Source organism: Dyadobacter sp. HNCC25DJ183 (assembly GCF_056895175.1).
The window spans coordinates 324,623-351,361 of record NZ_JBXHAP010000003.1; the positions used below are offsets into that span (position 1 = coordinate 324,623).

Here is a 26,739-nt window from a genome sequence, read left to right on the forward strand (position 1 = left end):
ATCGCAGGCGATCACGGATTTCCTTCGACTTCTTCATCGTCGACACCCTCGAAATAATTCACGACGGTCATTAATGGCAGGGTGGTAGTGTCGGCTGCATTGGACATCTGTATCACAGCGCGTTCATTATTCTTTTCATCAAAGCCGGAAAAGTAACCTTCGATTACCTCGCCCGGGCGGACTTTGTAGCTGATCGCTTTATCAATGTATCTGGAGGCTCGCTTCTGGAGACCGGTGAGTTCGGGCTGGGGCATTGGAATGTTATTTGATGGTTCTGCTCGTGCTTGTGCAAATATCTTTCCAAAAGTTTAAAGCGTCTTCATACCGGCCCTTCTTTCGGCTACAACAACCGTAGATTCGGCTACGCCCGCTTTTTCGGTGCTGCGCAATTTTGCATAAACAAAAAAAGACAGCAAAATGAAAATCGTTTTAACAGGCTCGCTCGGACACATCAGCAAGCCACTCGCCGGAACATTGATCGGCAACGGGCACGAAGTAACAGTAATCAGCAGTAGCCCTGAGAGGCAGCAGCAAATAGAGGAACTGGGTGCGAAAGCGGCTATCGGTACTTTTGAAGATGTGGAATTTCTTACAAAAACCTTTACCGGCGCCGACGCGGTTTACACCATGGTAGCGGCGCACAGCTACCTGAGCAAAGATTTGGACCTCATCGGATTTTACAAACAGCTGGGACAGAATTACGCCGAAGCTATTCAGCATGCGGGCGTGAAGCGGGTTGTCAATCTCAGTACTTTCGGGGCGCATTTAGCTGAGGGAAATGGCATTCTGGCCGGTGCTTACCATGTAGAACAAACCCTTAATGCATTGCCTGCGGACGTTTCGATCACGCACATGCGACCGGTTTCTTTCTACTACAATCTCTATGGTTATGTGCCTATGATCAAAGCTACAGGCGGTATTTACGTCAATTATGGCGGCGACAGCATGATTCCCTGGGTGTCTCCTTTTGACATTGCCGATGCAGTGGCAGAAGAACTGCAATCCGGCTTTACGGGCAGAAATGTACGTTATGTGGCGAGCGAGGAGCTTACCGGCGATGAAACTGCGCGCATTCTGGCGGCGGCGCTTGGTAAACCAGATCTGAAATGGGTGGTTATTTCGTCTGAGGAGTCGCTCAACAACCTGACTTCTGTGGGCATGAACCCGGCCATTGCAGCGGGGCTGGTAGAAATGTACGGTGCATTGTACAGCGGGTTGCTGGGTGAGGATTATGTCAAAAACCGCCCCGCCAGCATGGGAAAGGTGAAGCTGGCTGATTTTGCGCAGGAGTTTGCAGGTGCATTCAGGGAGAATTGATTAACTTGTAACATGTCCACCATCCAGCCCACCCGATTCAAGACCATCAGCGAATTTCACAGATTCCGTGGCTTGCCTGCGCCCGAGCATCCGCTTGTAAGCGTGATAGATATGTCGCTCGTGCGGCATGTTGCCGGGAATGCCCCTGCTATCGTAAAGGATTTCTATTCCATTGCGCTCAAACGTAATTTTCACATCAAGATGAAGTACGGGCAGCAGGACGTGGATTTTGACAACGGTGTGATGTTTTTTATGGCGCCGGGACAAGTGCTCAGGTTTGGTACCGACATTGATACCGAAGTTCAGCAATCGGGGTGGATGTTAATGCTTCATCCCGACCTGGTCTGGAACACGCCGCTTGCCAAGGGTATCAAGCAGTACGAATACTTCGAGTACAGTGTTACGGAGGCGCTTTTTGTTTCTGAAAAGGAAGAAGCTACGCTGAATACGATCATTGAAAATATCCGGCAGGAGTATCGGGCAAATCTGGATAAGTTCAGTCAGGACTTGATCATTGCGCAGATAGAATTGCTGCTGAAATATTCAGAACGATTTTATCACCGCCAGTTCCTGACCCGCAGGAATGTCAACCACAAGATCCTCGACCGGTTGGAAGAGATCATCAATGCTTATTTTGACAGTCCGGATTTAATGCAAAAAGGGTTGCCTACTGTGCAGCACGTGGCAGAAAATCTTAATATTTCACCCAATTACCTAAGTAATGTGCTCAAAACACTTACCGGACAAACTACCCAGCAGCATATTCATAACAGGCTGATCGAGAAAGCCAAGGAGCGGCTTTCTGTTACAGATTTGTCTGTCAGCGAGATCGCTTACGAACTCGGCTTCGAGCACCCGCAGTCCTTCAGCAAACTCTTCAAAACAAAGACAAGCTACTCGCCCCTTGAATTCAGAGCTTCTTTCAACTAATCTTTTGATCCCCGGGCTTAAGCCCGGGGCAAGGGATTTTTGGGGCTGAAGCCCCTGGTTACCATTTTTCTTCTTGTATTTCGCGGCTTATTCTGGCATTGATATCCACTTTTGCATTCACAAAAAGGAAAATTGTTGCGCCGCGTTCGCGTGAGTAGGGGGTGGTTACCGAGTCGGTGATGGAATAATTGTTGAATAATGGCGCAGTTTCCTTAATCTCCGCTTCACGTTCCCATGCGTTTTTGACGCGCACCACGTGCTTGTATTTTTTACTCAGGTCAAACCAGTTCACGTAATCTGCATTGAATGTAACTGCATTCACGTTTTTCCTGGAATAGTAATTAATGGCACCGGCCTGGCCGTAGTTGTCGCAAAGTACCAGCGTACTCTCCGGATCGGGTGATTGCGCATAAGCGGCGTCCACTTTCCCGGCGAGTTCTTCCCAGCCCAGCATATCAGCAAAATCCTGCGGGATTTCATGATCTTTTCCGTCTTCCCAGCGCAACAGTCCCGCGCGCTTGTATCTTCCTGAACCATCCACAATTTCCTTCGGGGTTTTATTAGGGAATGCAACGCGCGATACCGGGATAAATATGGTAATTGGTATGATAATAAAAGCCGCCCGCAGCCAGACCGACTTCAATCTTTCGGCTACAAACACTGCGCCAAAAGCAATGTAAATCGGATAAATTCCAATCGCGTAGTAACCTTTGGCCCGCAACAGCGTGAATACAACCAGCGTAAAAACAATGGAGAAGAAGAAGAGCTTGTATTTGCCGAAAGGTTTGTAAAACAGCAACGCGTAAAATCCAGGAACAATCACGAGCAATGCGCCTATGAAGTAAATGAACTGTTCCTTAAAAAAGTCGGCGCGGCTCACATTGACGAGCTGTCTTTCACTGAGTTCCTTCATGTGGTGAAATACGGGGAAATCGTTCTGATATTGCCAGATAATGTTGGGTGAAATCAATACAATGGCGAGCAGAAGTGCAAAATACAGGTGACGATTCAGGAAAAGGACCCTGTGTTCTGTTAATAAAATAGCCGGCAAAACTCCGATCACGAGAAATGCGACATTGTATTTGTTCAAAAAACCAAATGCAAATACAACGGCAATGCCGTAAAGCCACTTTGGGCTCCTGGTCTGAATGTATTTGACAAGGAAATAGTAGAGCGTAGTCCAGCATAACACATCAACCGAATTGGGCTGAAACAGCTGGTTCAATCGCAGCAATGCAGAAAACAACGTACAGGTAGCAGCAAGAACACAGGCATACAGGCTGCCACGGAGTGCTTCGACCGTTTTCCAAACTACGAGTATTGTCAGCGCGCCGCAGAGTGCCGGAAAGAACCGCACCCAGAAAACGGAGTTACCAAGTGTTTTGATGATCAGCGCAATCCAGGAAGTAACAGGCGGCACCGACATATAACCCCAGGCGAGATGATCGGCCTGGTCCAGGTGCAGATACTCGTCGCGGTGCAGGTCGTAGGAGGGGAGGATCAATACATATTGTAACAGGAATTTCAACGCAATGAATGCGAGTAAAATGGTAGTTTTTCTGGTCATGGCACTTTCCTGGGATGATTACGGCATTGCTTTCGTCGCACCGGAAAGTTAAGACAGAATCGTTATATCCCAAGTGTTCGGGCTGCCACAATGGAGATCAATGGTTAAAGCAATAGAGGATCTAATTTTAGACAAAACAGAAAAACAACCAGCAACTTGAACCTGGAAAATATTTCATTCAGCAAAATGTGTCTGTCCGATGCAGACGAAATGCTCGCTATCATCAACTATTATGTTGCCAATTCCACCTTCTACTTTGCTGAAATGCCACTGGAAAAGAGCAGTATTACATCAATGTTAGCTGCCAGGAGTGAACTTCCGGGATATGTTGTCAGGAATAGTGAAGAGTTGATCGGTTTTGGATACGCATATCTTTTTCGTCCTGAAAGTACCTTTGCGCAAACCGTAAAGCTGACTTACTGGTTAAAAGAAGGTTTTACAAGAAGAGGGATCGGGTACAAGCTTTACAATATGCTGGAAAGCAGACTCCGTGAATTGAAAATAGTAAACGTATTGGTCAATATATCCTCAGACAATGAAGCAAGCCTGAACTTTCATGCAGCATTGGGTTACGTTGAGTGTGGCCATTTCAAGCAGGTCGGTTTTAAAAACGGAGTATATTTTGACGTGATATGGCTGCAAAAATCGCTTGATTGATCAGGTGAAATGTCAAACAGCCTTCTCGTTTTTTGCTGCTTTTGACACTGTATCCTGAATGCGTTTTTCGCGGGTTTCGGAGCGTTTTGCGGACGAAATCCAGTAGAGGATCAGTTTGCGGGATGAAGGTGAGAACGCCATGAAGTTTTGTTTCGCTTCTTCATTTTGCCCTAATGCACTTTGCAGGTCTGCCGGTATCACCTCGTTATCTATATCATTAAGCCTCTCCCACGAGCCATTTTGTTTGGCCAGGTCTATCATGGCTTGCCCCTGCGGGCGCATTAACCCCAGTTCCGCCATTTTTACAACGCGCTCCTTGTTTGTTTTAGCCCAGTTGCTGACAGGTTTTCGCTTGGTATATGTCTGATAAACACTATGTTCGTCGCGCTTGATTGTCTTGCTGTCAATCCAGCCGAAGCAGAGTGCGTGTTCAACAGACTCCACGTATCCGACACTTTTTACGCCGCTATTCTTATTGTAAATAACCAGATAAACAGAGGTGGCTGAACCAGCATTTTGTTCCAGCCAGTCGCGCCACTCTTTTGCTGAGGCGGCGATTACTACTTCTTTTCCGTCCTTGATTTCCATAGCTACCTGCGTTTTTAAATATGTTGCAGATCCGGGTCGGTACTGAGTCTGCCACTGTTTTGTTTTACCAAAAATACATTGCCGGCGTGACAGCCCTTTGTCAGCAGTGTCCGGCCGAGAGGAAATTTATTTTCAAGGTAAGTTTTAATGGGATTAAAACAGTATTTTGTTGGAACCTTGTCGCTTTTGCATGATATCTCATTTGTGAATTAAAACAGCCGATACTATGCGCCTTATTCGCAAAATATTCATGCTGCTGATGCTGGCTTATACCAGCGTTACAGCCGCCGAACAGCCGGAAACATTGAAGATCGGAGCATCTGCACCCGATTTCAACCTGCTGGGAACAGACGGAAAACGCTATTCTCTGAAAAGTTTTTCCGGGGCCGACGCGCTGGTGATCGTTTTCACGTGTAACCATTGTCCAACCGCACAAGCTTACGAAAATCGGGTGAAAGATCTGGTCAATGATTACAAAGCTAAAAAGGTGGCAGTAGTGGCCATTTCTTCAAACGATCCGAAAGCAATCAGGCTGGATGAGCTGGGTTACACGGACCTGAGCGACACTTATGCCGATATGAAGATCAGGGCAAAAGATATGGCGTATAATTTTCCTTATCTGTACGACGGGGACGATCAGAAAACTGCATTGGCTTACGGACCAGTCGCTACGCCGCATATTTTTATTTTTGATAAAAACCGTAAGCTGCAATATACCGGCAGGATCGACGATGTTGAAAAGCCCACAGGAACGCCCAAGAACCTGGATGCAAGAAATGCGCTGGACGCGATGGTAGCGGGCAAACCTGTGCCTGTACCAACAACAAAAACCTTCGGCTGTTCAATGAAATGGGCTTCCAAGGAGCAGGGTGCACAAAGCGAGCAGGCTGGTTGGGCGAAAGAGGCGGTAAGTCTGGTGAAGATCGATGAGGCGGGTTTGAAAGAACTGATCCAGAACAAATCCGATAAACTCAGGCTGATCAATGTTTGGGCGACCTGGTGCGGTCCGTGCGTTACCGAATTTCCGGATTTTATGGAAATGCACCACATGTACCGCGGACGTGATTTTGAATTTGTATCGATCAGCGCCGACAGTCCGGACAAAGAAGCGAAAGCATTAAAATTCCTGCAAGGCAAATACGCTTCGAATAAAAATTACATTTTTACATCCGACGATAAGTACAAGCTGATTGAGGCAGTAGATCCGAAGTGGCAGGGTGCATTGCCTTACACGATCCTGGTAGAGCCGGGTGGAAAAATCGTGTACGCAAAACAGGGTCCGATTGAGCCGGCGAAGATGAAAAAGATGATCGTAGAGAATAAGTATGTAGGAAGATATTATTGATATTAAAAACTAACTAAATCATGGAAGAACTGGACATTTCAAGAAGGCGCTTTTTAGGAACATCTGCATTGGCAGCCGCGGGTTTTGCGTTGATACGCAACCAGGTGATCGGAGCGCCTGCTTATATCAAAAACCTGGGTAAACCGAACTCGCTGTTCAATGGGGTACAGATCGGCGCGATTACTTACTCGTGGCGGAGCATGCCACAGGACGCCGAAAGCATACTTAAGTACTGTGTGGAATGCAATATCAGCGCCATTGAAATGATGGGCAACACGCCGGAACAATTCGCAGGCGCACCCGAAGCACCGCCACGCCCGAACATGGCGCCCGGCCCTGATGGTAAGCGGCCTGAAATGACCGAGGAACAAAAAGCAGCAATGAAAGAGCACGGTACCAAAATGGCCGAGTGGCGCGCGAAGGTTTCCATGGATAAATTCACACAGCTGCGCAAAATGTACAATGATGCAGGGGTGACGATTTACGCTTACAAGCCGAATGCTTTGGGGGTGAACAATACAGATGCGGAAGTGGATTATGCACTCCGCGCAGCCAGGGCGCTCGGCGCCAACCAGGCAACGGTTGAACTCCCGAATGATCCGGCGCAGACCAAACGCCTGGGTGATATTGCGGCCAAAAACAAAACGTACATTGCTTATCACGGACATACCCAACAAACACCTACCTGGTGGGATACCGCATTAAGCCAGTCTAAATTCAATGCGATGAACCTGGATATGGGGCACTATGTAGCTGCGGGCTTTGAGCCTATCGAACTGATCAATGCAAAGCACGACCATATTTTGAGTATGCACATGAAGGACCGCAAATCCAAAGCAAACGGCGGAGCCAATGTGGTTTGGGGTACCGGCGACACTCCGATCATCCCGGTACTGGAATTAATGCGTACCAAAAAATACAAATTCCCGGCAACGATCGAGCTTGAATACGAAATACCAGCCGGCTCCGACGCCGTAAAGGAAACTGCCAAATGTGTTGAGTACGCAAGGAAGGCGTTGATGGCGTAATTAAACTACTAATGCATTGTAAATGGCGGCTAACTTCAACAGATAGCCGCCATTTCTATATGATTTGATTCCGTTTGACTACCTAAATGGATTGAGGATCCGCAACTTGCCCTCTATTAACATTCCATCCTGCATATCCTCAGAATAGAACACCGGGCAATCCGACTCTAATGCACCGGCAATCAATATGGCGTCGAACAATTGCATTTCGTACCGTTTGACAAGACTGGTTGCTGTACACATTGTTCGCGCTGTTACGTCCGTACATGTGCAATCATTGAGCAGATCAAGCCACAGTTGACATACCTGATCTTTTGAGAAGCCAAGCTTTCTTTTGCAAACATTGGCCACTTCAATCAAACCTGTGGGTTGATAATCGGAAAAGCGGAGAGAAGCTCTTCGGCAACTGCACGTTTGGACGCGTTTGAATCGAAAAGGTACAGAATGATGTTTGAATCCAGAAAATAACTAGCTGTTCTCATTAGCCTCTTCGCGATCGAATTTCAATGAGGTGAGGTCAGCTTTGGGATACTTTGAGTAGGTTTCGGCAATGCGGCTTTGTCTCCTTTCAGGAGAACAATCCAGTGTTTTTTCAACAACAGCAACAATTCTGACGTGTTCCCCAACAAAACTGTCTGGAAGATCAAGTAACAGCGAAGTGCTTTTTGGAATGAAGGTGATGTACATAGCAGTGTGTTTATCAGGTAAATATAAAAAATATTACCTAAACATTTGTTCGTACGAAAAATTTCCTACCTTTGGATCGTCAGAATATAAATTGCGATGGAACCTACAAAATCAGAGCTGGAAATTTTACAGGTGTTATGGGAAAATGGGCCGCAGACGGTGCGGTTTGTCAATGATAAACTGAATGAGGAAAAACGTGCGGTGCAGTATTCTTCTACGTTGAAGCTCATGCAGATCATGTTTGATAAAGGCATTCTGCTTCGGGATGACAGTAGTATGAAGCACATATACCGGCCCGCCGAAGCAGAGGATAAAACGAAAAATGTCTTGCTTAACCGCTTTGTCGATTCGATGTACAAAGGCTCGGCTTCGAGCCTGGTGATGCAGCTTTTTGGTAGTAAGAAAACGTCTGCCGAGGAGCTGAAAGAGATTAAGGATTTCCTGAATAACCTGGATCAACAATAACCAATCAGCCAGCCATGAACTTAGAAATTGTGGATGCACCTTTTTCCAGTGACCTCGTCAGGGCGGTATGCCTGACCTTTCTTCACTCAATCTGGCAGGGACTTATTGCAGCTGTTCTGGCCGGTGGATTTTTGATGCTAAGCAGGAAATCCAGACCCGTGCTCCGGTATCGTGTTCTGGTAACTTTGCTGGGTGCATTGCTGCTGGTGAATGCCGCCACATTCTTTTTTATTTTACCAAAAAATAATTCAAGGATAACCGGAAACGTCTTTATCCCTGCAGCCGGCTCAACCGAGACGAGCTTTACCGGGTTCAGTTCTTCATTCGAGGTAAGCTCGCTGAGTACAAGCATTACAGACTTCTGTAACCAGCACGCTTTCACAATTCTGACGATATGGTTGCTCGTCTTTCTCTGGAAAAGTGTGCGGGCAACTGCCGGTTTAATGCATTTAAGTAAGCTGCGAAAAACAGGTCTTCACGCACCTTCGAATTACTGGAAGGATGTTTTTGGTGACCTGTCGCGCAAATTGAGCATCGGAAGAAAACCGCAGTTCTTCGAATCAGAATGCGTGACAGTCCCAATGGTGATCGGTCACCTGAAGCCGGTCGTACTTGTACCAATGGGAATGCTGGCGGGAATGCCGACTGCGCAGGTGGAGGCCATTTTACTCCATGAACTGGCCCATATCCGCCGGCGTGACTACCTGGTGAACCTGATCCAGATCTTTTGTGAGAATATCTATTGTTTCAACCCGGCGCTTCTCTGGATTTCTTATCTGATCAGGGAAGAACGCGAGCATTGCTGCGACGAAATGGCCATTGAGGTAATGGAAAACAAGACCTCGCTCGTTCATGCGCTGGTTTCGTTTCAGGAATATCATCATTCGGGCAGCCTGGCGCAGGTAGCTTTTGCAGGAAAGAAAAATCACCTGCTCGACCGGATCAAACGCATTATCAATCACAACAATAAATCTCTAGATGCCATGGAAAAAGTGTTTGTTTCATTTAGCCTGGTTGCTGCAATTGCATTGTCAGCAGCCGTTTCACCCAAGTCACCGGATAAAGGTCAGTCTGCCGGAGATCATCAGCGCATTTATTCGGAAGCGGTTTCGGCGCAGCTTCCCGTGAGAAAGCCTGTTGCAACTACTGATACTTTGCCGAAGAAGAAAACGCAGGAGCATATGGAGATACATTCCGCCAACGTATATAGTTCGACGGAGGGTGTTTCGACCTATAATGTGCATGTGGACGGCAAGCAGTATGAGATTGTCAAGAAGAATGGGAAGGTTATTTCACTGGATGTGGACGGAAAGGAAATACCAGCCAGTGAGTACGGAAAGTACGAAAGTGAGATTGCGAAAATAGAGGAGCGGATCCAGGAGGAACATAAGAAGGCCGAGAAAGCCCGTGCAGAAGCAGAAAAAATGCGTGCAGAGGCTGACGTGCGCCGGAAAGAAGCTGAGGAACTTCGCCTAGAAGCCGAAGAACGCCGGGCAGAAGCCGAAACCTATCGCCAGCAGGCGAAAGCGCGCCAGATAGAAGCTGAGCAAAACCGCACTAATGCGGAGCAGATGCGGAAGCAGGCAGAAGCAATGCGGGAGCAGGCTGAACTATTTCGCAAGGAAGCTGAGAAAATGCGCGTACAAGCTGGTAAAAGCCGGGCAGCAGAAGTAATGCGAAGAGAAGCGGAAAAAACACGCGAAGAGTATGAGAAAAAGCAAGCCTCGATGATCGACGATCTGCTGAAAATGGGTGTGATCAAGGATACTAAAAACTTGTCCTTTTTGCTGTCCGACTCGGAATTGATCGTCAACGGAGTGAAGCAGCCTGCTGAAATCCAGAAGAACATCAGCAGTAAGTACCTCAGTGAACCCGGTGCAGAAATGGTCTACAATTATAAAGGTCGGACCGGCTATACATTTTCCGGAACGATACACTCCCGGCAGGGACAGTAAAAACGGGCTATACGATGTATTTTAACGAAGTACATCAAGATAGCTTTGCAATGCACCGCAGGATATTCATCAAAAACACAAGTATCATAGCAGCCGCCGGGATGACAATACCTGACGGTTTTGCTTTAGCTGAAAAGCAACTTGCCAAGAACAAGCTGCCTAAATGGAAAGGCTTCAATCTGCTCGATTTCTTCGGTCCCGAGCCTGACAAGCAGCGCAAACCCACCACTGAGGAGCAGCTGAAATGGATGAGCGACTGGGGCTTTGATTTTGTACGCATTCCCATCGCGTATCCCTACTATCTGAAATTTGACCGAAGCCGGAATATCACGCCGGAGGAGGTATACAGCATTGACGAAAAACAGGTCGAGAAAATAGATCAGCTCGTTGCATTGGGGCACAAATACAACATGCACGTGAGCCTGAACCTGCACCGTGCGCCGGGGTACTGCATTAATGCGGGTTTCCACGAGCCTTATAATTTATGGACTGATCAAAAGGCGCAGGAAGCTTTTTATTTCCACTGGAATATGTGGGCAAAAAAATACAAGGATACTTCCTCCAAAAAGATCAGTTTCGACCTGCTCAACGAACCGAGCATGCGTGAAGATATGAATGACCAGCATTCAAAACGCTCAGCGGTACCAGGCGATGTGTATAGAAAAGTTGCAATAGGTGCGCAGCAGGCAATCAGAAAAGAGAACCCGAACCACCTGATTGTGGCGGATGGAAATAATGGAGGTTCCAATGTCATTCCCGAGCTCGCCGACCTGGACATTGCGCAGAGCTGTCGCGGCTACCACCCGGGCATTATCTCGCATTACAAAGCCCCTTGGGCAATGAAAGATCCCGATAAAGCGCCGGAACCTAAATGGCCCGGGCAGGTAGGGGAGCAATATCTCGGCCGTGAAATGCTTGAAAAGTTCTACCAGCCCTGGATAGATCTCGTCAACAAGGGAGTAGGGGTGCATTGCGGCGAAAGCGGCGCCTGGAAGAAAACGCCGCACGCTGTTTTCCTGGCCTGGTTCGGGGATGTACTGGATATCCTGACGTCGCACGGGATCGGCTATGCGCTGTGGGAGTTTTCAGGCGATTTCGGCCTGCTTAATTCCGGGCGCGAAGATGTGGCGTACGAGGATTGGCACGGACAAAAGCTGGACCGAAAACTGCTGACTTTGCTGATGAAATATTAAGGAGAAAGTAGAGGCTAGCTTTCCAGCTCACCCATTAAACTGCGGATGTTCAGACTTCTGGTAAACATTTCTATCGAACCATCTGGCAGGTAGCTCCATTGCTCCTGTGGACGGTCCCAGTAAAGCTCAACGCCATTCCCGTCGGGATCATTGAGGTACAGTGCCTCCGAAACGCCGTGATCACTCGCGCCGGTGAGCGGGTAATGTGCCTGTTGTAACCTGTTGAAAATCAAAGCAAGGTCCTTGCGGGTTGGATACAGGATCGCCGTGTGAAAAAGTCCGACACCGTGCTGGGAAGCGGGCGCCGCGCCTTTGCTGTACCACGTATTCAGCCCGATGTGATGGTGATAGCCACCTGCGGAAATGAAGACGGCCTGGTCGCCGTAGCGGGTTGTGATCTCAAAGCCCAGCAGGCCGCAATAGAAGTCCAGCGCCCTTTCCAGGTCTGCGACTTTCAAATGTACGTGGCCGATACGGGTCAGTGCCGGCAGGGTGTAGTCTTCCAATTTCATAAGAAAGTCCGTCTTGTTTTGTTGCGCAATTTACATTTAGTTGCGGTAAAAAATTCCCGCAGACACCTTTACCAACTAAACCTGTTTTCCCCAATTCAAGACATTTATGAATCGCCGAGAAGCATTATCTTCTATTGTAGCCGTGAGCGGAACGAGCCTTTTACCTGTTGAAGCTGCTGCTAAGAAGAAGGAGCCGTTTATCTATTCCCTTAATATGAGCACACTGCGCGGGCACAAGCTGGGCTTCCGCAAGGAGCTCGAAGTAGCTGCCCAGGCGGGTTATGGTTCTGTGGAAATCTGGATCAATACCTTGCAGGACTACCTGAAAAGTGGCGGCTCGCTGAAAGAGGCCAGCGCGATTGTCAAGGACCTGGGGTTGAAAGTGGAAGATGCGATTGGCTTTGCACCCTGGATTGTAGACGATAATACCACCCGGGGAAAGGCGCTTGAACAGCTCAAAATGGAAATGGAACAGCTGGCGGCGATCGGTTGTACGCGCGTGGCAGCACCTCCGATGGGCGCCACTACCGGCGACTCGCTGGACCTTAAAAAGGTAGCAGAACGGTACCGCGCCATTCTTGAACTGGGCAAAAAAACAGGTGTTACGCCGCATCTTGAACTCTGGGGTTTCTCCAAAAACCTGAGCAGGGTAGGTGAGCTATTATATGTAGCTGTGGAAGCCGCACACCCTTCGGCACGGGTACTGATGGATGTATATCACCTCCACAAGGGTGGCTCTGGCATGGATAGTGTAAAGGATGTGGGCAAGCCGCTGGTCGAGATTTTCCATATTAACGATTATCCGGCAACACCACCGCGCGAAACGATCACGGATGCAGACCGGATTTATGCCGGTGACGGAGTGGCGCCATTGAAAGACCTGTTGAAAAATCTTAAAAATCCTGAAAAGCCCGTTATTCTGTCTTTCGAAGTTTTTAACCAGGGCTACTACGCGCAGGATGCATTGCTGGTGGCGAAGACTGGTTTGGCTAAAATGAAGAAAGTAGCGGAGGGCGTTTAAAATACAATTATGAGCGAAGTAAATTTGAAACTGGATGCCCGCAAGCGTGGCGCGTTTTATTTGGAGGAAAGTGGCAAACAGGTCGGGGAAATGGTAATCGGTGTGAGCGATACCGTGTTGACAGTATACCATACCGAGGTGGATCCTGAGCTGGAAGGCAAGGGTCTGGCAAAGCAGATGTTTGATGAAATGGTGAGTTATGCCCGGAAAGAAAGCCTGCAAGTCCTGCCGCTTTGCGAGTACGCGCATTTGCAATTTCGCAGGCACCCTGACCAGTTTGAAGATATTTGGAAAAAGTAAGCTGCTGGTTTAAGCAGCTTACTTTTTTGATGATTTTGGTAAAAAAACAATGAATGTAGATCCAGCGCCTACCGTACTTGTTGCGGTAATGTAGCCATGGTGGTTCTGGGCAACCTTTTTACACAAAGCCAGCCCGATCCCTGATCCTGAAAATTCACTTCTGCCGTGGAGGCGCTGGAACATCTGAAAAATGCGGTCTAAATGCGTTTCGTCGAAACCAATTCCGTTGTCGGACACTTCAAGCCTGATATAGCCGTGGTCTTCGAGTAGTTTCGGGATTGTCGAAAGCTCGGCATCGGTTGCATCCCTGTATGACAATTCGATTCTGGAAGGCACGTCGGTTTTTCGGTATTTGATTGCATTGCTTACCAGGTTTTGTAGTAATTGCGTCAGCTGCAATGCATTCCCATGTACTTCGGGCATTTCATTCACGACGATTTCGGTCTCATGCTCCTGAATGGAGATCTCCAGATCTGCCAACACGTTGCTGACGATCCCTTTGAGGTTCACAGCTGTCATTTCGGCATCTCTGGTCGTAAGGCGCGAGTAGGCCAGCAAATCATCGATCATCACCGACATCCTTTTGGAAGCATCCTGGATCCGGTTGAGCATAAACGCACCATTCTCGTCCAGCTCTTTTGCATAGAGCATTTGCAGTCGCGACCCGAAAGACTGGATTTTGCGCAGCGGCTCCTGCATATCGTGACTGGCCGCGTAGGCAAATTGCTGCAAATTGTTATTTGAGTTGATCAGTTCTGCATTGGTCTGGTTCAGTTCTGCGGTGCGTTGCTGCACTCTTCCTTCCAGCTCACTGGCCAGCTGCCGGTATCTTTCCTCACTTTTTTCCAGCGCCTGCCGGGACTTCACCTGCTCGGTTACGTCCACTGCCATATCAAGTATCGCATAAATTTCACCATCTGTATTTCTCAGTGGCTTGTATGTATAGTCGTAGTAAAATGTCTGCAGAATACCGTCCACCACAATCTCGCCGCGTGCACCCTGCTCGGAATGGGCTTCGCCGGTTCTGTAAATTCTTTCGAGGATATCCAGAAAAGGCTGGCCTTTCAGCTCTGGTAATGCTTCACTGAGTGGCTTGCCGATTACGGTATCGCCTTTTCCCCAGAGTTTGAGCATTGCTGCATTGGGTAGGTCAATGATGAATTCGGGACCGACAAACAGCGTGGTAGCCACAGGCGCCTGTGCGATCAGTGTTCGCAGATGTTCCTCGCTTGTCCGAAGCCGCAGTTCCGAATCAATCCGGTCAGAAATATCCATGACGATCCCTGAAAGCGTCGCCGGTTTTCCGTTGCTGTCAAACAGGTACTGCCCGATCACCCGCACCCAGTGAACTGACTTGTCTACCCAGATAAACCGCGCTTCATACCTGAGCTCGCCCGTTTTTGCGGCAACCTCATAGGCTTCTTCACGGATGCGGATATCTTCCGGATGCACGTGATCAATGAAAACACTCCTGGTAATATGCCGGTTTTCATTTCCTGTCAGGATCCGCGCCATGGTGGGCGAGTAAATGATCTCGTCCGTGTCAGGATCAACCAGGAAGGAGCCCGCGCCGGAGCCTTCAATGCTCATCGCAGCTTGTTTGTCAGCCCAGCTGATCTTTTCCTGCCTGATCACTTCTTCGGTAATCTCCCTGGTAATCCCTGCAAAACGGTAAGGTACACCCTCCGGTGTGAAATAAGCCTGCCCCTTGCAATGCAGCCAGCGCAGTACATTGTCTTTTGCGCCAATGGTCCGGTACCGGACTTCATAAGGCGCTCTTACTTGTGGGTCCAATGCGTCGGATACCGCTTCGCTGACCTTTTGTAAATCGTCAGGATGAATGTATTTGATAACCTGGCCAAATTCGAATTCTTCTTCGTCAGGGTTTCCGTACAGCTCTTTACAACGCTCATTTGCAACGATTTTCTGGGTAGCCGGATCGAAGTTCCAGGTACCCAGGTCCGCCGCGTGCAAGGCGAATTTCAGGTTCTCTTCGCTTTCGCGTCTGGCCTCTTCCAGTCTGAGCTGTTCTGTAATGTCCATCATAGATCCCAGCATTCGTACAGGCTTACCATCTTTCTGAATGGTGTAACCGCGATCATGCACGTGGGCGTAGGTACCATCTCCTTTCCGGAACCGGTAATAGTCGGACCACTTGGTGCCGCCGCTGTTAATTATGTCATGTATTTTCTTTACAACTCTGTCCTGGTCTTCCGGATGAATGTTATTGTGCCAGGATTCAGAACCGGGTTCAAGGGTTTGGGGAGTGTGGCCGAAAATCTGGGCCATTCCTTCATTCCACCATACTGTATCATTTTCCAGGTCCCAATCCCAGATTACGTCGTGGGTAGCCTTCGCAACAAGTTCAAAACGTTCAGCAGCAACCAATAAATCGTTTTGTTGGCTGTTCAAGGTGTCAATCATAAGAAATTCAAATGCTAGGGTATGCAGTGTTGCTACTGGTAGCAAACTTACTTTTGGTAAAAATACAAACTGGCTAACTGCAGTCAAGAAGGTCGCGCAGAGAATTTATTAAATGTTGGCACCGAACGCGACCGTACTTCTGCAATATCGTCATAGTATAGCCTAAGTGTACGTGGCTTTTACAAATGTGGATTTCGGGAAACGAAAAAAATTGGAGGTTATGTCAAAAAACGCATTATACCCGCTTGCTGCTGCTGCGCTCCTTTTTGTGGGCTGCATGGTCGCGCCTGCAAAGAAGTCCGTTCCGCTGTTTGACGGCAGGACATTCAATGGATGGGAAGGAGATACGGTAAAAACCTGGAAGATAGAGGATGGCGCCATTGCGGGCGGCTCGCTTACCGAGACGGTGCCGCACAATGAATTTTTATGTACCAGAAAACCATACGCCAACTTTATCCTGAAAGTGAAGTTCAAGCTGACAGGCAATGAAGGTTTTATCAATACAGGTGTACAGTTTCACAGCGTAAGGTCCAAAGATCCTGCGTATGAAATGATCGGCTACCAGGCTGACCTGGGCGACAAGTTTTGGGCCAGCTTATATGATGAATCCCGCCGTAACAAGACATTGATCTCGCCAGACTCAGTGCTCATCGAAAAAATCCTGAAACGGAATGAATGGAACGACTACGAAGTGCACAGCCGCAACGGGCGCATTCAGATTTTCCTGAATGGAACGCAAACGGTTGATTACACAGAGCCGGACAAATCCATTCCGCAAAAGGGACTCATCGCATTGCAGATCCACGGTGGCGGCAAAGCCAAAGTGTACTACAAAGACATTTGGATTGAGGAGCTTTGAAAGCGGTCAATGCCACGCATTCATGATCCTACGCAGCACGACAATTTCGGCAGTATGGTAGGAATTATGATCCGCGATCAGCATTGCCTCCCGCAGAAGGTTCTGGCCGGTACCCCAGGGAAATGTGGCAAAAAGGTCGCGTGTATCGTCTTTCAGTAGCTGGATAAATGTCTGCTGATCCTGTCTGATCTGTTCCAATGCGGTATTCCATTGCTCGTCACTGACAACTTCCAGCGGCTCGGTCCAGTAATCTTTCGGCCATTCAATTTCCTGGTAATCGTCGGAGGCGGAGAAATCGAGAATGTCTTTTTGCGTAATGCGCAGATGCTCCACAAGCTGCCAGATACTGTAAGGCAGATTTTCAGGTGTTACCCCTCGCAATTCAGCAGGCAGGTCGGCCACAGCATTCCAGAGTGTCACGTGCGCATTGCCTTTTTCTATCAGGGTCTGAAGCTCGCTGACGAGCTTTTTTCTTTCGTCTTTTTCCATCGTTCTTCGTTGATTGTATTATGCTGCAAAAAGCATTAATTGTTTATTTTAGCAAAAACATCCTTTCACCTTTTCACTGAACTGAGCATGAATCCTGCCCGCCGGAAGTTCCTCCAAAAAATGTCTGCCGCATCCGTGTTACTGGCCGGAGAGTCGGTTGCTAAGCCATTTAATATTATCAAAGACCTGAAAAAAATCAGTCCCAACGATAAAATCCGGTTTGCTACGATCGGCATGGGTATTCAGGGACATAGTGACACGAAAGCCGCAATGCGCAGTGGAACCGGTGCCGAGTTCGTTGCAGCGGCCGACCTGTACGATGGCCGGTTGACGAGGGTGAAGGAGCTCTATGGAAAAGACATTTTTACCACAAGGGATTACCGGGAAATTCTGGACAAAAAAGACATAGATGCTGTGCTGGTAGTTACTCCTGATCATTGGCATGACCATATCACAAAAGCCTCCCTTGCTGCCGGTAAACATGTTTATTGTGAAAAACCGATGGTACACCATATCAATGAAGGTTTGTCGGTGATTGAAGCCTGGAAAAAATCCGGCAAGACCATGCAGGTGGGAAGCCAGCGGATCAGTTCATCGGCTTTCAAAGAAGCGAAGAGGCTTTTTCAGGCAGGGGAAATAGGGGAGATCAATTATGTAGAATCCAACAATGACCGTTTTAATGCGATTGGTGCGTGGAACTATTCGATACCTACTGATGCGTCGGTGAAAACTGTGGATTGGGACACTTACCTGGGTGATGCACCGAAGGTACCCTTTGATCCGAAGCGGTTTTTCAGATGGAGAAATTACCGTGACTATGGTACCGGCGTGGCGGGTGACCTTTTTGTGCATTTGATTACCGGCGTTCATTTCGTAACAGGCTCAAACGGCCCGGAAAGAATATTTTCGTCCGGCGAGCTGAGTTACTGGAAAGATGGGCGGGACGTACCTGATGTGCTGGTCTCCATTCTGGATTATCCAAAAACGAATATCCATGCTAATTTCCAGATGGTACTGCGCGTCAACTTTGCCAATGCAGGCGCCATTGCCAATAACACGCGCATTATCGGCACGGAGGGACAAATTGAGTTTACAGAAGACAACCTGATCCTGACCAAAAAGAAGCTGCCGAAAGCGCCCGGTTTTGGCGGGTACGACAGCTATAATACCTTTTCGGAAAGCGAGCAGAAGGAGTTTAAAAAGCAATATGACGCGCAATACCCCGAAGAGACCCGCAAGGCAGATCCGGTGAAGGAAGTACGTTTCAATGCGCCGGATAAGGAAGATGCGCATGCGGACCATTTCAAGGACTTTTTCGAGAACATCAAAAAAGGCAGTACAGGCACGATCGAAGATCCGATTTTTGCTTTCCGCGCAGCTGCGCCGGTGCTCGCTTGTAATGAGAGCTATTTCAGCAGGGAGGTCATCAAATGGGATCCCGTTGCGATGAAGCTTAAAAAGAAATAGTTAACCGCCATTTATCCTGAACCCATGAAGTTTTCCCACTTGATTTTTCTTTTATTACTGAGTACAAAGCTGGCTTCGGCGCAGACCAGCAAGGTTTTTGACCAACTGTCACTACCGTCGAAGCTGCTGAAATCCGAGCGCAAGTTCGCAATCTACCTGCCGCCTGATTATGCTACTTCCGAGCGGAGCTATCCCGTGTTATACCTGCTGCACGGAGCGGGCGATGATCAAACCGGCTGGGTACAGTTTGGGATGGTGCAGCACATTGCCGACAAGGCGATTGCCGATGGTACTGCCGCGCCGATGATCATCGTCATGCCGGATGCGAATACAGGCAGGCGAGGTTACTTCAATGATGTAAAAGGGGACTGGCCTTATGAAGATTTCTTTTTCAAGGAGTTGATTCCGTTTATAGAAAAGAAGTACCGTGTAAAAGCAGAGAAGGAATTTCGGGCGGTGGCCGGCTTGTCAATGGGCGGCGGCGGTACATTCATGTATGCGCTGCATCATCCCGAGCTGTTTGCGGCAGCCTGCCCGTTAAGCGCGTCAACCGGTCCGATTACGATGGAGGACGCGAAGAAGAACCTGATCCGAACGAATCCGGACGTAGCTGATTCCACTGTTGCGCGGTATTACGAAAGACACAGTGCATTGGCGCTGATCAATAATATGCCGGATAACCAGAAGAAAGCTGTTAAATGGTACATCGATTGCGGCGACGACGACTTTCTGTACGAAGGCAATGCATTGGTGCACATTGCATTGCGGAAAAAAGAGGTGCCGCACGAATTCCGCGTGAGGGAAGGTGCGCACAACTGGAAATACTGGCGGGAGTCACTGCCTGATGTGCTTGAATTTGTCTCGCAATCCTTTCACCGTTGAGTACGCTGCGTGACATTTTACCGGGGATCAAACAGTTTGATCTGACCGGCAAAACGGCGGTTATCACGGGCGGATCAAAAGGACTGGGCTTTGCGATGGCGGCCGGACTAGCCTCTGCCGGAGCAGACATTGTTTTGGTTAACCGTAATGCCTTAGAAGGCGAGCGGGCTGCGGCTGAACTTTGCATTGCATTCGAGACCCGCGTACTTTCTTTCGCCGGGGATATTACCAGCCAGGCAGATACCGAAGCAATGGCGCAATTTACATTGGACAACTTCGGCAGGATTGACATACTAATCAATAGTGCGGGCATTAACATCCGCGGTCCGATCGACGAGATTTCACCGGCTGACTTTAACCGTGTCATGGAGGTCAACGTCAATGGGACCTGGCTTTCTTCCCGTGCGGTAAGTCCGGTCATGAAGGCACAGAAGAGCGGCAGGATCATTAACCTGGCGAGTACGCTCGGTCTGGTCGGACTGGCAAACCGCACGCCTTACACGGCCAGCAAAGGCGCAGTAGTACAAATGACGCGCGCGCTGGCACTTGAACTTGCACCTTTCGGAATACGCGTTAATGCGATCTGTCCCGGCCCGTTCCTGACTGAAATGAATATTCCCATCGCTGGAAGTGAAGAAGCCAAGGAGATTATCCTTGGCTCAACTGCGCTGCACCGATGGGCGCAGCTGAAAGAAATACAGGGTGCCGCCATTTTCCTTGCCAGCGAAGCATCGAGCTACATGGTAGGATCCGTGCTGACAGTTGATGGCGGCTGGACTGCGCGATAGTGTGTTATTTGCGGTGCCCCGATATTTTCAGATGTACATCCACGACCGGCTTGATCGAACCTTCATCAGGTAAGCCGGGCTCGGTCGCGTAGTTCATTCCCCAGATCGTCCTGTCGAAAGGAGCGAAGGCTTCCAATTTAAATACGTCGCCATTTACTTCGATTTTCGCTGGAAATGAGAATGGGTGTGCATTTCCCAGAATGTTAAGGTTACCGTGAACTTTGTAATTGGCACCAGCAATGATTCCCTCACCTGATCCTGTAAACGGTTCCACACTGGTCAGGTTAAATTTTACCTCGGGGTGCAGCACCATATTGAAGAAATCGGGGCTTTGCAGGTGGTGTACCAGCGCGTGACGCAGCTCTTCGGTGGGCTGGTTGAAGTTCACAATAGAAGAGACCGGGATGACGAAAGATCCGCTTTTCACCTGATTTCCTACCACGGTAAAGCTTTCACTCTGTACCGCAATGGAGCCTTCGTTGAAAAAACCTGTTTTTAGGTACCCTTTCCATTCAGCCGTGGAAGAGCTGTCGAGCGCGAATTCGGAGCGTGTTACCTGGTGATCCGTACAGCTGAAAAGCAAGCCTGCCGCAATAGCGAGTGTGTAGCATTGTTTAATTCTGAAAATAGAAGCGATGGTTTTCATGGCGTATTTTATTTAACATGGCTATTAGATAACTGCGGCAAAAGTAGCTGCCTTAGTGGCCAGAGCGCCAACGCACGACGGAGTAAAACCTACGCGAAGCGGATAAAAAAAGCTTCGGCTCGCTAGTGTACAAACTTGCCAGCCGAAGCTTTTTTTGCGAGAACTTATCGGGTTATTTCTTTGATGCTTTTACTTCGTTGCCGCTGCTTCGCGGCCTCTGTCTTGAATGATATCGTTTAACTTTGCTTCAAGATCATTAATTCGCTCAACCTGCATTTTGAGAGCAACATTCTCGGCTTTCAATTCTTTCAATGCTTCAATTAAATGCGGGATGAGGCCGATGTAGTTGACAGATTTATAACCTGAACCATCTGTTTTGACCAATTCTGGAAAGATCTTTTCGACTTCCTGCGCAATTACCCCGGTTTGCATTGCTTGATCAAGGTGCTCGTCTTTCCAATAAAAATGGTATCCCTTTAAATTGCTTATATTCACAAGGCTGTTACTGAGTCCGGTGAAATTTCTTTTCAGACGCTGATCAGAGCTTTGAAGCACTCCCGAAGCGACCATTGCATTCCCAATGTTGTCTACCCAAAAGCGCCAGGCATTGCCGATATAAAAGCCAACTTCATTGTTGTTTTTCATTCCAACGAAAGCATTTGGCTGATTTTGTGTATTACTGAAGTAAATGCCTGCGGTCTCTCCGTTATGGCGAATGCGTGGTCGACCATCGATGTCGAGTATGAAATCCGGAAGAAGCGCGTTCTTTCCAAGCCCTATGTTTCCGTTCCGAAGCATTGTAAATGCGTTCGATAAATCCGTTGGGCCAGAGCCATTGCCTATTTGAAAAATGCGGTCAAAACTTTTTCTGTCGGAAATCGTTGGGCCGGATGGATTATCCTGCACATTATTGTAAGCACCGAAGGTTGCAGCCGCAAAAGCTTTGGCATAAGTACCTTCACCTGCCGTAAAAGACATGTTTCCCTCTGCGCTGGACAAATATCCTGTCGATAGTGATCCAACACCATGTGCGGTGCTCTGAATTCCGATCGCCGTAGATGCAATTCCTTTGGCGACTGTTTCTCTGCCCAGGCTGGTAGCATAGTTTCCTTGTGCTTTGGTCTCGGAACCGAATGCAGTAGCCGAGTTGGCAGACGCGATGGACCTGTCTCCTCCGGAAAGGGAAGCTTGACCAGAAGCCGTTGTGTAAATGCCAAAAGCAGTTGAGTAATTTCCTTTTGCCACCGAGCTAAGACCGAATGCCGATGAGCCATGACCGATATTTTCCTCACGCCATGTATTGCCGTCGCAAAATCCAGTCATAAAAGCATACTTCCTGGGATACCACACAAGTCTTGGTCCGTCTCCGACAAATGGTAAGATGCTGCCAGCGTTCTCCTGGCCTGATTGTATGACTGGCTCATCGTTGTTCCAGCGGTCGCTTTGTTTGGCATGGAGTGCATAAGGTACGCTCACCAGTTGGGTCGAACCCAGACTGACGTAGTTGTTACCTCCATTCAAATCCATTTCGGTATTTAAAAAGTAGTATCCGGATTCCCATTTGATATTTGAAAAGTTGCCGCTGATGACTGTACCTGCCCCAATAAGTACAGTAAAGACACCTTGTTCGTTTGCCACCGTATGGTGCTCTTCCTGGTAAACATTTGGACTTAGCAATGGGTGGATTCCGAAGCGTACCGAGATATTCCGGTTGCCGGCAACTTTGCCGTCCGGCAGTCTCGCCACTCCCTGAAAGGTGAAGAAGTCACGGGCTGATTGGGCTTGCGTGATAAAAGCTAGGCAGCATGCCAACAGGATAACAAATGCAGATTTCATATTGATTTCTTTTAAGGTGGGGTTCCTGCCGTTTGTATGAGCGGGCAGATGTACGTACATCCATCAAAGTAAATCGGTGACAAGCGCTGGGAGCAAACCCATTACTCAGCGGCAAGCGCGGCTTAACAAGCGGATTTTTCTGATACGCCCAGCATTTATTTCTATCCTCACATTTAAAATTGAAATATCACCAAAGTGTCGCAAGTGTGATTAGTAACTCGTGGTTATTTTCGAAGAAAACATAGTCAGATTGCTGGAATCCTTGTTTATGTGAATAATTTCATATCTTTTTGTACACCTGGTGACATCTTGTACAATCCGTAGAAGAGATAGTTTTATACAGATAATACCCGATACGTTTATTTTTCCCTGCTCTGAGTTCTGAGCTAATAATTCCCGGTATAATTACGTTTTTACCCTAAGTAGGACATTTGTAACTAAAAGTTGAATTATTAATTGTGTAATTTAGACACACAAGCAAAGGAGGTGAGGACAGCACGACGCAAGAATTTCAATGTTTAACTATTTTTTTTCACTATCTACAAATTTATACGTTCGATCTATGAGAATTTCTAAAAGAAGAAGGGACCGGAACCTAACACGGTACTTTTATTCTCTTGTGCTGACTATGCTGGTCAGTGCCGCTGCATTCGCACAGGATGCTGCAGTCAAGGGGAAAGTTAACGATGAGCAAGGACAAGGTTTGCCAGGAGTGAGTGTGGTTGTGAAGGGGACTTCGGTGGGAACCGTCACCGATTTGGAAGGTAATTATACGGTTAATGCACCTGGGACCGCGACGCTGGTCTTTTCATTCATTGGTTACATTACGCAGGAAATTCCGCTGGCTAACAAAACCAGCCTTGACGTTAAAATGCTTGTTGATACCAAGGCGCTGGACGAGGTAGTTGTGGTAGGTTACGGTACAGCAAAAAAAGCTACTTTAACGGGTTCCGTTACAGCAGTAAAAGGTGCGGAACTGCAAAAAGCGCCGGCAACTAACCTTTCTAATACACTCGGTGGCCGTTTGCCTGGTGTTTCTACCGTTCAGGCGAGTGGTGAACCTGGTTACGATGGCTCTGCGATCCGTATCCGTGGTACCAACTCACTGGGTAACAGCAATGCACTGATCGTTGTAGATGGTGTCCCTAACCGTAGTGGCGGTTTGGATCGTTTGAACCCGGCCGATATCGAAAGTATCTCCGTTTTGAAAGATGCGGCTGCGGCTATCTACGGTTCGCGTGCTGGTAACGGGGTTATTCTGATCACAACGAAAAGAGGAAAAACGGGTAAGCCCCAGCTGGCGTACGACCTGAATATGGGTATTGCGCAGCCAACCCGTACGCCTGAAATGTCGAATGCAGCTGAATACGCTACTATCCGTAACGAGCTGCAGATTTATGACAACCTGCCGGTAGGGCAGTGGGGAGGCGCATTGCAAGGCTTCAATTCAAACGGTGCGTATACGCGTACTGACAATGGAAACGTGCTGAGCGCCGTATTTACACCCGCTGATATCGACCGTTTCAGAGACGGTTCAGATCCATTGATCCACCCAAATACAGACTGGTATGATGCGGTAATCCGTAAGTGGTCTCCGCAGCAACGCCACAACTTGCAATTGACAGGTGGTAGCGACAACATCAAGTACCTGGCTTCATTGGGTTACATCAACCAGGAAGGTAACTACGTGAATTCGGCGACAGGCTACAAGCAATACGATATGCGTGTAAACCTCGATACCAAAATCAACAAATATGTAAGTGCCAATCTTGGTGTTGCATTGCGTGAAGAATTCCGTCGCTTCCCGAATGGGGGTGGTGCAGGAGATATCTTCCGGATGTTGATGCGCGGTAAACCAACTGAAATCGCAATTTGGCCGGATGGTCGCCCTGGTCCTGACATTGAAAACGGTCAGAACCCAGCTGTGATCACGACTAATACAACAGGATACAACCACGACAAACGTGACTACATCCAGACCAATGGAACGTTGGAGATCCTTATCCCGGGAGTGGAAGGTCTGAAAGTGACAGGTATGGCTGCATTGGACAAGCAATTGCGCCGCCAGAAGTCTTTCCAGAAACCATGGACACTTTACTATTGGGACAAAAAAACCTACGAAGCTGACGGAACTACGCCATTCCTTACCGGAACAGTACGCTCCACTTTCAGCGATCCCCGTCTGACAGAAAATGCTTCCCAAGAGCTTTCTATCCAGCTTACAGGTCAGGTTTCTTACGAGAAATCGATCAATGATCACAACTTTAATGTAATGGCTGGTATCCAGCGTGAAAAGGTTGATGCTGACGGTTTCTTCGCATATCGCCGCTACTTTATCTCGCCCGTTGTTGACCAGCTTTTTGCAGGTGGTGCAGCAGAGCAGAATATCGATAACTTCGATTTGTTCAGACGTGCACGTTTGAGCTACTTCGGTCGCGCGGGTTACAACTACAAGGAAAAATACCTTGCTGAGTTCCTGTGGCGCGTGGATGGATCCTATGTATTCCCGAAACAAGGCCGCTTCGGTTTCTTCCCAGGGGTATCAGCAGGTTGGAGGATTTCAGAAGAAGATTTCTGGAAAAACAATGTACGTTTCATGAACAACGTGAAAATCCGCGGTTCATGGGGACAAATGGGTGCTGAGCCTTACCTGATCGGTACCGAGACACTTGCTGAGTACCAATACCTGTCTACAATGGGCTTTGGTTCTTACATTATCAATGATCAGGTTGCAAAAACATTGCTGGAAACACGCGTAGCTAACCAGAACTTTACCTGGGAGGTTGCCAACAACTCCAACTTCGGTATCGAAGGTACCCTGTTCCGCGACCGCGTTGCATTTGAATTTGACTACTTCGTAAACAACCGTTCGAACATCCTGATCCCAAAAGCAGGTTCAACTCCTTCTTCTGCCGGTATCGACGGAAAGCTTCCTCCTCAAAACCTGGGTAAGCTGCAAAACAAAGGATGGGAATTTAAAGTGAGCTACGATGGTAATGCAGGCGATTTCACTTACTCAGTAGGTGTGAATGGTGGTTATGCCAAAAACAAGATCAAGTACTGGGATGAAACGCCAGGTGCTCCGACTTACCAGCAAACTACCGGAATGCCTTACAACTCATTCCTTGCCTACCAGTATGACGGCGTGTTCCGTGACCAGTCTGAGATCGACTCAAATCCATTGGATTACAGCGGGATCACAGGTTCAATCCGTCCGGGTGATATGAAGTTCAAGGATATCAACGGCGATGGCAAAATTACTGCTGACGATAAGCTCCGGTCAGAAAAAACAAACCGCCCTCAATTCACAGGTGGTATGAACATCAACCTGGGTTACAAGGCATTTGACCTGTCTCTTTTGTTCCAGGGTACACTGGGCGGATTGCAGTACATCGGCCAGACTGAATCCGGCGACATTGGTAACTACCTGAAATATGCTTACGATCACCGCTGGACGATCGACAATCCAAGTTCAACCGAACCAAGACTTGCCAACAGGAACAATACGTATTACACCAACTTCGATATTGCCGGAGCTAATACTTACTTCCTGAGAAGCAACAACTACCTGCGTCTTAAAAACATCGAGCTGGGCTACAACCTGCCTTCGGAAGTCGGTAGCAAAATCGGTCTGGGTAATTTGAGAATTTATGTAAACGGACTTAACCTGTTCACCATTGACAAGATCAAGATCTGGGATCCTGAGGCGACCTCTTCAAACGGTCAGTATTATCCTCAGTCCCGCGTGCTGAATGCTGGTGTACGTGTAACTTTTTAAGAAAC

The 26,739-nt window shown here is 48.2% G+C and carries 25 protein-coding genes; 15 read left to right on the top strand and 10 right to left on the bottom strand.

Translation table 11 applies throughout. The annotated features are described in order from the left end of the window. Positions 1–11: 11 nt before the first annotated feature. Complete coding sequence (locus AC1XTG_RS08820; protein WP_056289676.1) at positions 12–254, bottom strand: hypothetical protein; 243 nt, start codon at positions 252–254, stop codon at positions 12–14. 163 nt (positions 255–417) lie between these two features. On the opposite strand from AC1XTG_RS08820, the gene AC1XTG_RS08825 reads away from it, so the two are divergent. Both AC1XTG_RS08825 and AC1XTG_RS08830 read left to right on the top strand, forming a co-directional pair. Then, complete coding sequence (locus AC1XTG_RS08825; protein ID WP_484841696.1) at positions 418–1,317, top strand: NAD(P)H-binding protein; 900 nt, start codon at positions 418–420, stop codon at positions 1,315–1,317. Between the two features lie 12 nt (positions 1,318–1,329). Further along, positions 1,330–2,247 (top strand): helix-turn-helix domain-containing protein, encoded by a 918-nt coding sequence (locus AC1XTG_RS08830; RefSeq protein ID WP_484841697.1) that lies wholly within the window; start codon positions 1,330–1,332, stop codon positions 2,245–2,247. 58 nt (positions 2,248–2,305) lie between these two features. On the opposite strand, the gene AC1XTG_RS08835 is transcribed toward AC1XTG_RS08830, so the two are convergent. Then, the gene (locus tag AC1XTG_RS08835) at positions 2,306–3,814 is read right to left on the bottom strand and encodes a glycosyltransferase family 39 protein (RefSeq protein ID WP_056289668.1); all 1,509 of its coding nucleotides are present in this window, start codon (positions 3,812–3,814) and stop codon (positions 2,306–2,308) included. A gap of 156 nt (positions 3,815–3,970) precedes the next feature. Here AC1XTG_RS08835 and AC1XTG_RS08840 point away from each other — a divergent pair, with 156 nt between their 5' ends. Beyond that, positions 3,971–4,471 (top strand): GNAT family N-acetyltransferase, encoded by a 501-nt coding sequence (locus tag AC1XTG_RS08840; RefSeq protein WP_484841698.1) that lies wholly within the window; start codon positions 3,971–3,973, stop codon positions 4,469–4,471. A gap of 12 nt (positions 4,472–4,483) precedes the next feature. On the opposite strand, the gene AC1XTG_RS08845 is transcribed toward AC1XTG_RS08840, so the two are convergent. Next, the gene (locus AC1XTG_RS08845; protein WP_484841699.1) at positions 4,484–5,059 is read right to left on the bottom strand and encodes a YdeI/OmpD-associated family protein; all 576 of its coding nucleotides are present in this window, start codon (positions 5,057–5,059) and stop codon (positions 4,484–4,486) included. A gap of 226 nt (positions 5,060–5,285) precedes the next feature. Here AC1XTG_RS08845 and AC1XTG_RS08850 point away from each other — a divergent pair, with 226 nt between their 5' ends. Beyond that, positions 5,286–6,404, top strand: coding sequence for a redoxin domain-containing protein (locus AC1XTG_RS08850; RefSeq protein ID WP_484841700.1), 1,119 nt, complete (start codon positions 5,286–5,288; stop codon positions 6,402–6,404). 20 nt (positions 6,405–6,424) lie between these two features. After that, complete coding sequence (locus AC1XTG_RS08855; protein ID WP_484841701.1) at positions 6,425–7,432, top strand: sugar phosphate isomerase/epimerase family protein; 1,008 nt, start codon at positions 6,425–6,427, stop codon at positions 7,430–7,432. A gap of 78 nt (positions 7,433–7,510) precedes the next feature. On the opposite strand, the gene AC1XTG_RS08860 is transcribed toward AC1XTG_RS08855, so the two are convergent. Both AC1XTG_RS08860 and AC1XTG_RS08865 read right to left on the bottom strand, forming a co-directional pair. Continuing rightward, positions 7,511–7,675, bottom strand: coding sequence for a hypothetical protein (locus tag AC1XTG_RS08860; RefSeq protein ID WP_484841702.1), 165 nt, complete (start codon positions 7,673–7,675; stop codon positions 7,511–7,513). Positions 7,676–7,900: 225 nt separating this feature from the next. Next, positions 7,901–8,119, bottom strand: coding sequence for a hypothetical protein (locus AC1XTG_RS08865; RefSeq protein WP_484841703.1), 219 nt, complete (start codon positions 8,117–8,119; stop codon positions 7,901–7,903). Positions 8,120–8,215: 96 nt separating this feature from the next. Here AC1XTG_RS08865 and AC1XTG_RS08870 point away from each other — a divergent pair, with 96 nt between their 5' ends. Genes AC1XTG_RS08870 through AC1XTG_RS08880 form a run of 3 tightly spaced genes read left to right on the top strand, consistent with a single transcriptional unit; the run spans position 8,216 to position 11,732 of the window. Continuing rightward, positions 8,216–8,584 (top strand): BlaI/MecI/CopY family transcriptional regulator, encoded by a 369-nt coding sequence (locus AC1XTG_RS08870; protein WP_056289649.1) that lies wholly within the window; start codon positions 8,216–8,218, stop codon positions 8,582–8,584. 14 nt (positions 8,585–8,598) lie between these two features. After that, positions 8,599–10,539, top strand: coding sequence for a M56 family metallopeptidase (locus AC1XTG_RS08875; RefSeq protein ID WP_484841704.1), 1,941 nt, complete (start codon positions 8,599–8,601; stop codon positions 10,537–10,539). A gap of 50 nt (positions 10,540–10,589) precedes the next feature. After that, a complete protein-coding gene (locus tag AC1XTG_RS08880; RefSeq protein WP_484841705.1) occupies positions 10,590–11,732 on the top strand; it encodes a glycoside hydrolase family 5 protein in 1,143 nt (380 codons plus the stop codon). Between the two features lie 14 nt (positions 11,733–11,746). Here the strand turns inward: AC1XTG_RS08880 and AC1XTG_RS08885 are convergent, their stop codons facing one another. Further along, positions 11,747–12,244 carry a VOC family protein gene (locus AC1XTG_RS08885; RefSeq protein ID WP_484841706.1) on the bottom strand — a complete coding sequence of 166 codons (498 nt, stop codon included), beginning with the start codon at positions 12,242–12,244 and terminating at the stop codon, positions 11,747–11,749. A 106-nt stretch (positions 12,245–12,350) separates the two neighbouring features. Between AC1XTG_RS08885 and AC1XTG_RS08890 the strand changes: the two genes are divergently transcribed. Together AC1XTG_RS08890 and AC1XTG_RS08895 are read left to right on the top strand one after the other, a co-directional pair. After that, the gene (locus AC1XTG_RS08890; protein WP_484841707.1) at positions 12,351–13,265 is read left to right on the top strand and encodes a sugar phosphate isomerase/epimerase family protein; all 915 of its coding nucleotides are present in this window, start codon (positions 12,351–12,353) and stop codon (positions 13,263–13,265) included. Positions 13,266–13,274: 9 nt separating this feature from the next. Continuing rightward, positions 13,275–13,565 carry a GNAT family N-acetyltransferase gene (locus AC1XTG_RS08895; RefSeq protein WP_484841708.1) on the top strand — a complete coding sequence of 97 codons (291 nt, stop codon included), beginning with the start codon at positions 13,275–13,277 and terminating at the stop codon, positions 13,563–13,565. A gap of 18 nt (positions 13,566–13,583) precedes the next feature. On the opposite strand, the gene AC1XTG_RS08900 is transcribed toward AC1XTG_RS08895, so the two are convergent. Further along, a complete protein-coding gene (locus AC1XTG_RS08900) occupies positions 13,584–15,989 on the bottom strand; it encodes a PAS domain-containing sensor histidine kinase (RefSeq protein WP_484841709.1) in 2,406 nt (801 codons plus the stop codon). Positions 15,990–16,209: 220 nt separating this feature from the next. Here AC1XTG_RS08900 and AC1XTG_RS08905 point away from each other — a divergent pair, with 220 nt between their 5' ends. After that, the gene (locus tag AC1XTG_RS08905; protein ID WP_484841710.1) at positions 16,210–16,848 is read left to right on the top strand and encodes a 3-keto-disaccharide hydrolase; all 639 of its coding nucleotides are present in this window, start codon (positions 16,210–16,212) and stop codon (positions 16,846–16,848) included. A gap of 6 nt (positions 16,849–16,854) precedes the next feature. Here AC1XTG_RS08905 and AC1XTG_RS08910 read toward each other — a convergent pair whose 3' ends face one another. Next, positions 16,855–17,337, bottom strand: coding sequence for a DinB family protein (locus AC1XTG_RS08910; RefSeq protein ID WP_484841711.1), 483 nt, complete (start codon positions 17,335–17,337; stop codon positions 16,855–16,857). 87 nt (positions 17,338–17,424) lie between these two features. Between AC1XTG_RS08910 and AC1XTG_RS08915 the strand changes: the two genes are divergently transcribed. The 3 genes from AC1XTG_RS08915 to AC1XTG_RS08925 are packed head-to-tail and all read left to right on the top strand — an operon-like array spanning position 17,425 to position 20,474. After that, a complete protein-coding gene (locus AC1XTG_RS08915) occupies positions 17,425–18,804 on the top strand; it encodes a Gfo/Idh/MocA family protein (RefSeq protein WP_484841712.1) in 1,380 nt (459 codons plus the stop codon). Positions 18,805–18,828: 24 nt separating this feature from the next. Then, positions 18,829–19,686 carry an alpha/beta hydrolase gene (locus AC1XTG_RS08920; protein WP_484841713.1) on the top strand — a complete coding sequence of 286 codons (858 nt, stop codon included), beginning with the start codon at positions 18,829–18,831 and terminating at the stop codon, positions 19,684–19,686. Further along, complete coding sequence (locus tag AC1XTG_RS08925) at positions 19,683–20,474, top strand: SDR family NAD(P)-dependent oxidoreductase (RefSeq protein WP_484841714.1); 792 nt, start codon at positions 19,683–19,685, stop codon at positions 20,472–20,474. The genes AC1XTG_RS08920 and AC1XTG_RS08925 overlap by 4 nt, the downstream gene beginning before the upstream one ends. Positions 20,475–20,478: 4 nt before the next feature. Here AC1XTG_RS08925 and AC1XTG_RS08930 read toward each other — a convergent pair whose 3' ends face one another. Together AC1XTG_RS08930 and AC1XTG_RS08935 are read right to left on the bottom strand one after the other, a co-directional pair. After that, complete coding sequence (locus AC1XTG_RS08930; protein WP_484841715.1) at positions 20,479–21,120, bottom strand: YceI family protein; 642 nt, start codon at positions 21,118–21,120, stop codon at positions 20,479–20,481. Between the two features lie 189 nt (positions 21,121–21,309). Further along, positions 21,310–22,956, bottom strand: a complete 1,647-nt coding sequence (locus AC1XTG_RS08935; protein ID WP_484841716.1) for a tail fiber domain-containing protein — start codon at positions 22,954–22,956, stop codon at positions 21,310–21,312. Positions 22,957–23,518: 562 nt separating this feature from the next. On the opposite strand from AC1XTG_RS08935, the gene AC1XTG_RS08940 reads away from it, so the two are divergent. Then, positions 23,519–26,734, top strand: coding sequence for a SusC/RagA family TonB-linked outer membrane protein (locus tag AC1XTG_RS08940; protein ID WP_484841717.1), 3,216 nt, complete (start codon positions 23,519–23,521; stop codon positions 26,732–26,734). Positions 26,735–26,739: the final 5 nt, after the last annotated feature.